Consider the following 11,898-nt stretch of genomic DNA (forward strand, 5'->3'; position numbering starts at 1 on the left):
GAAAGATAGAAATGCGTGGCAATAACGGCGCATAAAATAAGCACGATAAGAATGAGCTCAAAGCGGTAGCGAGACACTTTTTTGCCCTCCCGGAAGGCGGCGCTAAACCAGAACAATTTAGCGCCGTAAAAACGGGCGCGGGGGCGCGCCGCAGCATGTTACGACTTACGCAGCCGGTTGAGTAGTTGGTTTTGACGTGGTTTTGGCTGGCGCTTTACCACCTTTTTTCTGGTGCTTTTTAGCCGCCTGCGCTTTTTGCTCAACGGTTTTTTTATGCTGTTTTTTGTGGTGCTGGGTGGTCTGGGTTGTTTTGGCAGGCGCTGCGGTTTTCGCAGGCGTTGCAGTCTCAGCCGCGAATGCTGCGGAAGATAGACCCATTGCAGCGGCAACAACCAGAGCTAATACTTTTTTCATTTTGATACCCTCGATTTGGTTTTCATTCAACCCCACTGCGGGGCCGGTGAAATGACTATATCGCTGTTATCAAAAGGCTTCCGTGAGTGATTGGTTTCGGCATGTAACGTTATGTACAATCCCCCGGTAACGCGATGTCAGCCCCCACCATAATAGGTAGCTTTACGTTACCGGCCGTTATTTCTGGCCGCAGAGTCGGTAATATCCGCCCTCCAGAATAACAGGCGCACCGTATATGAATCCGATAATCTGGGTGGTATTTACGCTTCTGGCGCTGGATGCAATCAGAGAAGTTATGGGCGTATCAAGCCTGACAGGTCTGTGGTAAACAGTGAGTCGTGGCGTGAAACTAGCCCGGCGATAGCGCACGTTGCTATCGCCGGATTATTTCTTTTCAGGCGTGAAGACGATGATGTAACCGCGTCCCGACCAGGATGGCCAGCACCAGCATTAGCGCGATAAAACCGCCTACGCCGTTCCAGCCGTAACTATGCCAGAATACGCCGCCTAGCGTCCCGGCGATACTGGACCCCAGATAATAGCTGAAAAGATAAAGTGACGAGGCCTGTCCCTTCGCCCGACGCGCACGCGGGCCAATCCAACTACTGGCCACGGAGTGCGCGGCGAAAAAGCCGGCGGAAAAAAGCAGCATCCCGGCAAAAATCAGCCAAAGCGAGGTAAAAAGCGTCAGTAAAAGCCCACCCAGCATTACTGCGGTAGAGAACAGCATCACCGGCCCCCGGCCATAGCGTGAGGTCATTGCGCCAGCTTTCGGCGAGCTCCATGTGCCGGTGAGATAGGCTACGGATAACAGTCCGACCACAGCCTGGCTTAATTCCCAGGGGGAGAGCATCAGGCGATAACCAATGTAGTTAAACAGGGTGACGAACGCGCCCATCAGTAAAAAACCTTCTGCAAACAGCAGAGGTAACCCCCGATCGCGCCAGTGGAGACGGAAATTAATAAATAGCGTTTTAGGCCGTAGCGACGTGGGACGGAAATGTTGCGAGGCGGGTAAAATCTTCCAGAACATCAGCGCGGACGCAAGCGCAAAGCATCCGATGGCCGCCAGCGCGATGCGCCAGTTAAAAAAGTCGGTCATGACGCCGCTTAATAAACGCCCGCTCATCCCGCCGATGGAATTACCGCTAATATAAAGCCCCATAGAGAAAGCGACAAAGCTGGGATGGATTTCTTCGCTCAGGTAGGTCATTCCCACCGCGGCGACGCCGCTTAACGACAGACCGATCAGCGCGCGCATAATCAGAATACCATGCCAACTGGTCATCATGGTTGATAACAATGTGCAGCAGGAGGCTAATAACAACGCGGTGACCATCACCGGTTTACGGCCTATCGCATCAGAAAGCGGGCCGGTAAAAAGCAAGCCGATAGCCAGCATGGCGGTAGAAATAGAAAGTGAAACGCTGCTGCTGGCGGGGGAGACGCCAAACTCCTGGGAAAGTACCGGTAGTATAGGCTGAACGCAATAAAGGAGCGCGAAAGTCGCCAGGCCTGCGGAAAAAAGGGCCAGCGTGACGCGCATGAAAGGCGCTGTACCGCGTTTAATAAATTGAACCGGCTGAGAATGGCGTTGTTCATCGATATCGCTCGCCGTGGCGTCATCGAGAATAGTTGTACGACTCACGTTAAATCCTTGCTTTACATCTCCGTCAACAGGAGACGGGTATAACCGACATGTAAAGCATAGAAAAAGCAAAATATTCTGTCTAATATATTAATTGTCTCAAATAAGACGTTAAAAATATGAATATCGAATTACGTCATTTACGTTACTTTGTGGCGGTAGCAGAAGAGCTGCATTTTGGTCGCGCCGCCGCGCGCCTCAATATCTCGCAGCCGCCGCTGAGTCAGCAGATACAAATTCTGGAGCAGCAGGTCGGCGCGCGATTACTGGCGCGGACCAACCGCAGCGTAGCGTTAACCGCCGCCGGGCGACAGTTTCTGGTGGATAGCCGACACATCCTGAGTCTGGTAAACGACGCCGCCGCTCGCGCCGAGCGGTTGCATCAGGGCGAAGCGGGAGAAATCCGTATTGGCTTTACGTCTTCAGCGCCTTTTATTCGGGCGGTATCGCATACCTTTTCGCTGTTCCGCCAGTCCTATCCGGGAGTGCATATGCAAACGCGTGAAATGAATACGCGTGAGCAAATCGCGCCGCTCAACGAAGGCGTACTGGATATTGGCTTGCTGCGGAATACGCCGCTGCCCGACACACTTAATCGCGAGGTGATTTTGCATGAGCCGCTTATGGCCATGATCCCGCGCGAACATCGGCTGGCGCAAAAGCCGGTCGTCAGTCTGACAGAACTGGCGGAAGAACCTTTCGTCTTTTTCGATCCGCATGTCGGGACGGGCCTCTACGACGATATTCTCGGCTTGATGCGGCGCTATAACCTGTCGCCGACTATCACGCAGGAGGTTGGCGAGGCAATGACTATTATCGGTCTGGTGGCGGCGGGACTGGGCGTCTCGATTCTGCCGGCATCCTTTAAGCGTGTACAGATGAGCGAGATGCGCTGGGTTCCCCTGGCAGAAGAGGACGCCGTATCTGAAATGTGGCTGGTATGGCCGAAGCATCATGAACAGAGTCATGCCGTACAGCGGTTTTGCCAACTGCTATTACTGGCTGCCCGACGGGATTAATTACGCTTAAAAAGGGTGAAAATGTGCAGTTAATCACACGGCTAAGCAAAAAGTTGACGGCGAGTATTGAAGTGTTTCACCATAGCACACAGATTATTTCGGAGCGCGAAAATAAAGGGAGTGAGCGGTGGTTGCTGATAGTCAGCCTGGGCATATCGATCAAATTAAGCAGACCAATGCTGGCGCAGTGTATCGCCTGATTGATCAGCTCGGACCGGTATCGCGAATTGACCTGTCTCGTCTGGCGCAGTTGGCGCCTGCCAGTATTACGAAAATTGTTCGCGAAATGCTGGAAGCGCATTTGGTTCAGGAACTTGAAATTAAAGAGGCGGGCAGTCGTGGACGTCCCGCCGTCGGGCTGATGGTGGAAACGGAAGCCTGGCACTATTTATCTATTCGTATTAGCCGTGGCGAAATTTTCCTTGCGCTACGCGATCTTAGCAGCAAACTGGTGGTAGAAGAGTGTCTGTCGCTGCCGTTAACCGAAGCCACTCCGTTGCTTGAGCGAATTATTACGCACGTTGATCGGTTTTTTACCCGCCATCAGCAGAAACTGGAGCGTCTGACCTCCATTGCCATTACGTTACCGGGCATTATCGATACCGAAAACGGCGTTGTGCACCGGATGCCGTATTACGAAGATGTCAAAGAGATGCCTTTGGGAGATGCGCTGGAGCGGCACACCGGCGTACCGGTTTACATCCAGCATGATATTAGCGCCTGGACGATGGCAGAGGCGCTTTTTGGCGCCTCACGCGGCGCGCGCGACGTTATCCAGGTGGTGATTGATCATAATGTGGGGGCGGGCGTTATCACCGACGGTCATTTGCTTCATGCGGGCAGTAGCAGTCTGGTAGAGATTGGGCATACCCAGGTCGATCCTTATGGTAAGCGCTGTTATTGCGGTAATCATGGCTGTCTGGAGACCATCGCCAGCGTCGATAGCGTGCTGGAACTTACGCAGCTTCGGCTTAATCAGTCGATGAGTTCAATGTTGCACGGCCAGCCGTTAACGGTAGATTCACTGTGTCAGGCGGCGATGCAGGGAGATCTATTAGCAAAAGATATTATTAGCGGCGTTGGCACGCATGTCGGACGCATTCTGGCTATCATGGTGAATTTATTTAATCCGCAAAAAATTCTTATTGGTTCGCCGCTAAGTAAAGCGGCTGATATCCTTTTTCCGGCCATTGCTGACAGTATCCGTCAGCAGGCGCTGCCCGCCTACAGTAGGAATACGGTAGTGGAAAGCACGCAGTTTACCAACCAGGGCACGATGGCCGGGGCGGCGTTGGTAAAAGACGCGATGTATAACGGCTCTTTGTTGATTCGTCTATTACAGGGTTAACATTTTTTAACTGTTGTACAAAAATTTGCGCTAACTCAAGCTGATTGCCCTTGCCATATCTTAGACTTTCTCCACTGTATTATTTTCCTGGCTTATATTTTCGAAGCATAACGGTGGAGTTAGTGATGCTGAAGCGTTTCTTTATTACAGGTACAGACACTTCTGTTGGGAAGACGGTGGTTTCCCGCGCATTACTACAAGCGTTAGCGTCGAGTGGTAAGAGCGTCGCAGGGTATAAACCTGTCGCTAAAGGGAGCAAAGAGACTGCAGAAGGAATGCGCAACAAAGATGCGCTGGTATTGCAAAGCGTTTCTTCGCTGGAGTTGCCGTATGAGGCGATTAATCCGATCGCGTTAAGCGAAGAAGAAAGCAGCGTCGCGCATAGCTGTCCTATAAATTACACCTTGCTGTCCAACGGCCTGGCGAGCCTGAGCGATAAAGTGGACCACGTGGTTGTGGAGGGTACTGGCGGTTGGCGTAGTTTGATGAATGATTTACGTCCATTGTCCGAATGGGTGGTACAGGAACAGTTACCGGTATTGATGGTGGTAGGGATTCAGGAGGGGTGCATTAATCATGCGCTACTGACTGCGCAAGCTGTCGCTAACGATGGACTGCCATTAATTGGCTGGGTGGCGAATCGTATCAATCCTGGCCTGGCGCATTATGCTGAAATTATTGATGTGCTTGGGAAAAAACTGCCAGCGCCGCTGATTGGCGAGTTACCGTACCTGCCGCGCGCCGAGCAGCGTGAGCTGGGGCAGTATATTCGTTTGTCAATGCTCGGCAGCGTGCTGGCGGTAGATAGAATCATGGCGTAACGTTCGCGAGAGCACTGACGCGACTACACAGGCAATCAGCAGACCGGGGAGTAACTGATACTCGCCGGTCATTTCACAAATCATCAGGGTGGACATTATCGGCGCATGGGTTGTCGCCGCCAGTAGCGTCGCCATACCCGCCAGCCCCAATAAAATTGCTATTTCATTCGAGCCTGGCAGCCAGAATCCCCATATCCGACCCAGAAACATTCCAATTGATAATCCGACAAATAATGTTGGCGTAAAGACGCCGCCCGGCGCGCCAGACCCGCTGCTGGCGAGCACCGCCAGGATTTTGCACACAAAAATTCCGCCAATCAGCGAGAATAGCGGCGGAGAGAGCAAAAATGATTGTACGACGCTATAGCCGTTTCCCCATACCGTGGGCGTGAGTAACGACAGTAATCCGACAATAAGCCCGCCCAGCGCCAGTTGCCAGGGCGGCGACAGTTTTAAACGTAAGAAACTATTATGGCTGGCCGTCATCAGCCACATCAGCAATGGGCCGCACAGACCAGCGACCAGGCCGGTACTGACTATCATGACGTACTCCCGCGCGTGGAGATCAACGGTCAGATGCACGGTATAGAGTAGTGAATCGCTACCGTTTAATACATGGGTGGTTAGCAGGGCGATGACGGCGGAAACGACAACCGGGCCGAGGGAAGCCAGCATTAAGGTACCGAACAGGATTTCCGCGATAAACAGGCTGCCCGCCAGCGGCGCATGGTAAGCGCCCGCCATGCCCGCAGCGGCGCCGCTGGCGATCCATAATTTCCATTCCTCACGCGGCGTGAAGCGTCGGGCAAAGCTGGATGCCGCCAGCGAGGCGAGGAGGATCATTGCGCCTTCGCGACCAATTGCGCTGCCGCTGACCACGACCAGCAGCGAGGCCAGCGATTTCACCAGACTGGCGCCAACGTCAAATTGCCCGTCGGTTTGCAATGCTTCCATATAGTCAGTGGGCGCATGGGGGCGCTGTTGGTTCATTTTTTGCCACCCCCACAGCAACAGACCAGCGGCCAGGCCGCCAAGCGCTGGCGTAATCAGCCGTCGCCAGGGCGAAAGCCCCTCAGCCGCATTCACCAGACTGCCGGTGTCATTACTCAGGAAAATCCACTCCAGCAATTGCATCGCATGACGGAAGGCGGCGACAGCCAGCGCCGCGAGAATACCAATGAGCGTAGCGATCAGCAGGCGACGAAACATCGCGCGCAGATCCGGGTAAGCGTGTAAACGATGCATGAGCAGGTAAACAGGGAGTTTCAGGATAGCCTATTCTGCGGGGAAATGGCGTCAGACGCAAAAGCACTATGTGCGATATAATATTGCGTACAATAATGATATTGCCGGATAGCGAGAGGCCATCCGGCGGCAACGTTAGCTGCTTTCGTGAATATTTAGCGCCCGACGAGTGCGGCCTGAGCTGAGATAATCGGCGATGTAATCCTGAGAGATTTCACCGTTATAGCGTCCGTCTTCATCAACGATCGGCATCCAGCTGGTATTACTTTCGTACAATCTGGACAGCACAATACGCAGGTTATCTTCCGCTTTGCCCGTAATACGGAAAGGATGGGTGATATCGGCGCAGATTCCGCTGGCGTTCCGCGCTTCCCGTCGCTTCACAAATCCCAGTGGCTTACCGTCGTTGTCAATGACGGTAATGGCGCGAATATCGTGATCATCCATAATGCCGAACGCCTCGCTTAACGGCGTGGAAGGCCGCGCGGTAATGGTTGGCTGTTGGTCGGTCACATCGCCTGCGGAGACCAGTAGCAAACGCTTTAACGTTCTGTCCTGACCGACAAACGACCCGATAAACTCGTTAGCCGGTTTGGCCAGCAGTTCATCAGGACTGGCGCACTGTACAATTCGCCCCTGACGGAACACGGCGATACGGTCGCCGAGCTTTAGCGCTTCGTCGATATCATGGCTGACCAGCATTACGGTCTTTTTTAGCTTACGCTGCATATCCAGAAACTGGTTCTGGATCACTTCGCGGTTAATGGGGTCCACCGCGCCGAAGGGCTCATCCATCAGCAGTACCGGCGGATCGGCGGCCAGAGCGCGGATCACGCCAATACGCTGTTGCTGTCCCCCGGACATCTCCTTTGGATAGCGATGCAGAAATTTTCTGGCATCCAGCGCCACCATGTCCATCAACTCTTCGGCGCGTTGCTTGCAGCGCGCTTTGTCCCAACCCAACATGCGCGGCACAACGGTAATATTTTCTTCAATCGTCATATTAGGAAAGAGGCCGATCTGTTGGATAACATACCCAATATTGCGGCGTAGCGTTACCGTATCCATATCGTTGGTATTCTCGCCGTTGATAAGAATATTACCGCTGCTGGGCGCGATCAGCCGGTTGATCATCTTTAACGTGGTGGTTTTGCCGCAGCCGGAGGGACCGAGTAAGACGCACATTTCGCCTTCCGGCACGTTCAGGTTGACGTTGTCGACGGCTTTTAGCGGCTGACCCTTTTTCTGTACAAATTGTTTGGTGAGATTTTCCAGTTTTATCATTATCGTATCCCCTTAGGTGTCAGTACGACTTGCAGACGATGCAACAGCCAGTCAAGCACAATCGCCAGTAGACAGATCATCAGCGCGCCGGCAATTAACATGCGAATATCGCTGCCGCTAATGCCGTTTAACAGTAGCAGCCCCAGACCGCCAGCGCCGATCACCGCGGCAATCGCCATCACGCCGATATTCATCACTACCGCGGTGCGGATACCCCCGAAAATAACCGGTAGGGCCATTGGGATTTCGACCCAGCGCAGCCGTTGCCAGAAAGTCATACCGATGCCGCGTCCCGCTTCACGCAGACCGGGCGGCAAACTATCAAGCGCAGTATGGGTATTACGCACAATCGGCAGTAAAGAGTAGAGAAAAACAGCCGTCACGGCGGGCAGAACGCCAATACCATGCCCGATCAGCGAAAAGAGCGGGATCATTAACCCAAACAGCGCGATAGACGGAATGGTAAGAAGTAGCGTGGCGGCGCCCAATACCGGCGTTGCCAGCCATTTGTGGCGTACAATCAAAACGCCTAACGGTACGCCGATGATAATCGCCAGACCGACGGCCAGCGCGACCAGCCAGAGATGCTGAAAGGTAAGGCTGGCGAGATAGCCTGCGTTATCCAGCATATAATGTATCGTATCCATAGGCGCTCCTTACAGCAGACCTTTGTCCTGCAAAAATTGATGGGCTACCTGTTGCGGCGTGCGATGTTCGATATCGACCTGGGCGTTTAGGGTCGATATCACATCGTTATTGAGCAGGCCGGAAAGGGTGTTTAAGGCGTCATCAAGGCCAGGATTGGCTTCCAGCACCTCTTTACGCACCACTGGCGTGACAGCGTAACTTGGGAAGAAGCCTTTATCGTCTTCCAGCACTTTCAGATCAAACCCTTTCACCCGTCCGTCGGTGGTATATACCAGCCCGGCGTCAACCAGCCCATCCCGAACGGCGTTATAGACCAGCCCTGGGTCCATCTGTCGTATTTGTGGGCGATCGAGCTGCATTTGGTAGGCTTGCTGAAGGGGCTTCATCCCATCGCTGCGCCCGGCAAATTCCAGATCGAGACCGAGCATCCAGTTGTGGTCAGGATCGTTCTGCCGGACCTGTTCGATTTTTGTCACCATTTGCGATATGGTGGTGATATTTTCCGACTCGGCGCGTTTACGCTGCATCGCGAACGCGTAAGTATTGTTCATGTCAGCCGGTTTGAGCCATACCAGGCCCAGCTTCGCATCCAGGCGTTTTACCGTGTCGTAGGTTTCCTGTGGACTCATGCGCTTATCGATACGGTTGAAAATAATCAGCGATGTACCGGTGTATTCCCAGGTAATATCAATTTGTTTATTCACCATCGCATTACGTGAAATCACCGCGGCGATATTGGTTTGCGGCTGAACCTGAAAGCCTTTCTTCTGCAAATACTGAACGGTCATAGCGGAAAGAATATGCTGCTCGGTAAAGCTTTTGGTGGCGAGAACCAGCGGCGCGGCCTGCGTCTGGCTACTGAACAACAGCGTTGCGGCAAGCCATCCCAACAGGTGTTTTTTGAATCTCATTTAACGCTCCTTATTGTTATTTATGCGTTCAGACGGTATGAGGGCTAAGGCGTCGCCCAAACCAGGCAAGCAGAGTGTCAAGAATCAGCGCGAATAATGCCGTGGCCGTTGCGCCGAGGATCAACGTCGGAAAATCGTTGAGATAAATCCCCGGGAAAATCAGCTCGCCGTAGCTGCTGGCGCCGATCAGAAAGGCCAGCGGCGCGGTGCCGACATTGATGGCGGTCGCGATGCGAATACCGGACAGCATCACTGGCCACGCATTAGGTAGCTCTACCTGGCGAAGCCGCTGCCATTTTGTCATCCCAATCCCGTTCGCCGCTTCAATCAGTGAGGCGGGGACGGAACAGAGGCCTGCATAGGTATTGCGGACGATAGGCAGAAGGGAGGCCAGAAATAGCGCGACAATAGCGGGGGTATCGCCGATCCCGATAATCACCATCGCTAAGGCCAGAACGGCTAGCGGCGGCAAGGTATTACCAACATTAAAGATTTGCATGACATATTCAGCAAATCCTTTTGCCGCAGGTCGGCTGAGTAAAATCCCGCTCGGGATACCGACCAGTAAAGCAAAAAACATGGACGTAAAGACCAGCATCAAATGCCGTTGTCCGAGATACAGCAGATCGACCTGACGCGCTTTCAGCGTCTCCAGACCGATTCCCCAGATAAACAGCGCCAGTAACAGCAAAATGACGATAGTGAACCCAAGTACGCGTTTTAGGGTGAGGGTGTGCATTGCGGTGTGTCTCCCTGTTTGCATGTGTTATGGCGACGTTAAGAGTCGCGTGTTGTTATGCCATGTTCCGGCAGGGTGCTTTGAGCTATAGCAACAGGTTGGGAAGGATTCCAGCGGAGCGTGATGTTTAACACTGTTAAACATCTATTAACAATTATGTTTTGCCCTTATGCGGCTTAGGGTGAACATTCACGATAAAGAATTATCTTAAAAATAGAAGCGTGGTGTGACGTTGTCACTTTTTGTAGATAAAAATAGGCCGCAATGGGAGAAAAGGCAGGTAAAATCCTGCCTTTTGTGGGGATTAACGGAATAACGGTTTTACAGCGACGGGAATAATGAGTTGAGCTTGCCATTGCGCCAGCGTCAGACGCGCCAGTTGCCCCAACGCCTGATAAAACGGATGCCCGGCATGATCGATAAATACGTCCAGAAAGCGGGACGACCACGGAAACAGATGCCAGGCCAGGAGTTGTTCGCATTCATGATGACGGCCATTCTCGGCAAGCCAGGCCGCCAGCAGCAACAGCGACCCAAAATGATCTTCTGGCTCGTTTTGCTGCATTTCAAACTGAATTCCGTTTTCGCGCATCCACTGACGTAGCGCCAATGTAGAATCGCCAAATAATACGCTCTCACGATCCAGCCAGACGGAACCCCACGGCGGAGACGGCAGAGCGTAAGGGCCGATAAACAGACGCTGCCAGGCCTGTGGCAACGACTCTTCGCTATGGGTCTTAAACATAGCCGCCACAGGCGCAAGCGCCTCGGCATCAAGCGGCCACTGCGCCTGCCAGTCGTCGGTTAATAGCGCCTGAACCAGAGGAGCGGTTTCGTGGCTTTCCGGCGAATAATAAAACAACGCGCCAAGAACACGCGCCGTTACTGAAAAATCATCACGTTGTAAAAAAGTGGTCATTCAAACAATCCCGAAAGGTGCGGGTCGCCCCGCACGCATAAATTAACCTGCGACGGCCATACCTACGGTCATATGCAGGCCATAAAAAAGTCCGCGGCCAATAATTTCGCCTGCCAGCACCAGTACGACACCGAGCAGCAAACCAACGGTATGCGGTTCGCGGCGACGGATTAGTGGACATAGCCAGCAGCCTAATCCGGCAGCAAGCAAGACAATGCGCCAGACCTGTAGCATACCGTAATCCGGTGCGAGATGGCTGGCCTGTTGCACGGAACTGTGAATGGTTGAGAGAGACAGCCCTTGTAATACGATGACCGCCACGCACACCACCAACGCCAGGCCGCTAATACTGGCAAACGTCACGCTGCAAAATGGGACGCGCGCGATGCGTAGCAGTAGCGCCGCAAACACCGGGCCGCACAGGAATGCCGTGAGGAAAAAGGCCAGCGTGGTGTAGCCATTATACCAGGTTGGCACGGTATCTATCTGATAAACGAGCGTCATTGCCCAGATGAATGCAACGCCGAGCGCCATACTGACCAGCAGCCACACTTTACCCAGCGCCGGGGGCATTTTACCGAGTACCGCCACCAGCCACCAGATGCCGCCTACGGCAAAGAACACCGATCCTGCGGCGATTTCATTACTCAGTGCGGAAGCGCCTACGCGGTTAAGCGAGTTAAACGCGCGCATCGGCGAGCCGAGATGCATAATCGACGCGAGGAATCCCAGTCCCATCACCAGCCACAGAAAAAACATGCTACGCACGATGCGCTGACGGGCGATGGTATCGTCTTTTGCCGTCAGCCAGCCCAGTCCGCTAACGATTAACGCGCCGACCACGCACTGACCAAAGACCGTGAAGATCATCAACGGCCATTCATGCCATCCACTTCCCATCT

General features: G+C 53.4%; 13 protein-coding genes. 4 read left to right on the top strand and 9 right to left on the bottom strand.

Features of this window, described 5'->3' with window-relative positions; all coding sequences use genetic code 11:
- Positions 1 to 165 precede the first annotated feature (165 nt).
- The gene (asr, locus tag ACLD3P_RS02455) at positions 166 to 414 is read right to left on the bottom strand and encodes an acid resistance repetitive basic protein Asr (protein ID WP_000756314.1); all 249 of its coding nucleotides are present in this window, start codon (positions 412 to 414) and stop codon (positions 166 to 168) included.
- A 235-nt stretch (positions 415 to 649) separates the two neighbouring features.
- Here asr and ACLD3P_RS02460 point away from each other — a divergent pair, with 235 nt between their 5' ends.
- A complete protein-coding gene (locus ACLD3P_RS02460; protein ID WP_001068154.1) occupies positions 650 to 742 on the top strand; it encodes a KPN_01571 family protein in 93 nt (30 codons plus the stop codon).
- 66 nt (positions 743 to 808) lie between these two features.
- Here ACLD3P_RS02460 and ACLD3P_RS02465 read toward each other — a convergent pair whose 3' ends face one another.
- On the bottom strand, positions 809 to 2,062 hold the full coding sequence (locus tag ACLD3P_RS02465) for an MFS transporter (RefSeq protein ID WP_000091796.1): 1,254 nt from the start codon (positions 2,060 to 2,062) through the stop codon (positions 809 to 811).
- Positions 2,063 to 2,181: 119 nt separating this feature from the next.
- Between ACLD3P_RS02465 and ACLD3P_RS02470 the strand changes: the two genes are divergently transcribed.
- The 3 genes from ACLD3P_RS02470 (at position 2,182) to bioD (ending at position 5,250) form a co-directional block, all read left to right on the top strand.
- A complete protein-coding gene (locus ACLD3P_RS02470; protein WP_001019577.1) occupies positions 2,182 to 3,081 on the top strand; it encodes a LysR family transcriptional regulator in 900 nt (299 codons plus the stop codon).
- A gap of 127 nt (positions 3,082 to 3,208) precedes the next feature.
- Positions 3,209 to 4,429, top strand: a complete 1,221-nt coding sequence (mlc, locus tag ACLD3P_RS02475; protein WP_411006371.1) for a sugar metabolism global transcriptional regulator Mlc — start codon at positions 3,209 to 3,211, stop codon at positions 4,427 to 4,429.
- Positions 4,430 to 4,554: 125 nt separating this feature from the next.
- Positions 4,555 to 5,250 carry a dethiobiotin synthase gene (gene bioD, locus ACLD3P_RS02480; RefSeq protein ID WP_000919233.1) on the top strand — a complete coding sequence of 232 codons (696 nt, stop codon included), beginning with the start codon at positions 4,555 to 4,557 and terminating at the stop codon, positions 5,248 to 5,250.
- Here the strand turns inward: bioD and clcB are convergent.
- The 7 genes from clcB to ACLD3P_RS02515 all read right to left on the bottom strand — a co-directional run bounded on the left by clcB (position 5,206) and on the right by ACLD3P_RS02515 (position 11,896).
- Positions 5,206 to 6,495: a voltage-gated ClC-type chloride channel ClcB gene (clcB, locus tag ACLD3P_RS02485; protein WP_076935209.1), complete on the bottom strand. Its 1,290-nt coding sequence runs from the start codon at positions 6,493 to 6,495 to the stop codon at positions 5,206 to 5,208. The genes bioD and clcB overlap by 45 nt on opposite strands.
- A gap of 135 nt (positions 6,496 to 6,630) precedes the next feature.
- Positions 6,631 to 7,779, bottom strand: a complete 1,149-nt coding sequence (gene osmV, locus ACLD3P_RS02490; RefSeq protein WP_411006372.1) for an osmoprotectant ABC transporter ATP-binding protein OsmV — start codon at positions 7,777 to 7,779, stop codon at positions 6,631 to 6,633.
- Positions 7,779 to 8,426 (bottom strand): osmoprotectant ABC transporter permease OsmW, encoded by a 648-nt coding sequence (gene osmW, locus ACLD3P_RS02495; protein ID WP_000379677.1) that lies wholly within the window; start codon positions 8,424 to 8,426, stop codon positions 7,779 to 7,781. Before osmW ends, osmV begins: the two co-directional genes overlap by 1 nt.
- A 9-nt stretch (positions 8,427 to 8,435) precedes the next feature.
- The gene (gene osmX, locus ACLD3P_RS02500) at positions 8,436 to 9,338 is read right to left on the bottom strand and encodes an osmoprotectant ABC transporter substrate-binding protein OsmX (protein ID WP_024159217.1); all 903 of its coding nucleotides are present in this window, start codon (positions 9,336 to 9,338) and stop codon (positions 8,436 to 8,438) included.
- A 28-nt stretch (positions 9,339 to 9,366) separates the two neighbouring features.
- A complete protein-coding gene (gene osmY, locus ACLD3P_RS02505; protein ID WP_000557304.1) occupies positions 9,367 to 10,077 on the bottom strand; it encodes an osmoprotectant ABC transporter permease OsmY in 711 nt (236 codons plus the stop codon).
- 304 nt (positions 10,078 to 10,381) lie between these two features.
- Entirely contained in the window at positions 10,382 to 10,996 is a 615-nt protein-coding gene (gene dmsD / locus ACLD3P_RS02510; protein ID WP_000206573.1) for a Tat proofreading chaperone DmsD, read from the bottom strand.
- Between the two features lie 42 nt (positions 10,997 to 11,038).
- On the bottom strand, positions 11,039 to 11,896 hold the full coding sequence (locus ACLD3P_RS02515; RefSeq protein WP_000534698.1) for a dimethyl sulfoxide reductase anchor subunit family protein: 858 nt from the start codon (positions 11,894 to 11,896) through the stop codon (positions 11,039 to 11,041).
- Positions 11,897 to 11,898: the final 2 nt, after the last annotated feature.

Source organism: Salmonella sp. 741265073_HBA, assembly GCF_046569105.1.
GTDB lineage: Bacteria > Pseudomonadota > Gammaproteobacteria > Enterobacterales > Enterobacteriaceae > Salmonella > Salmonella enterica.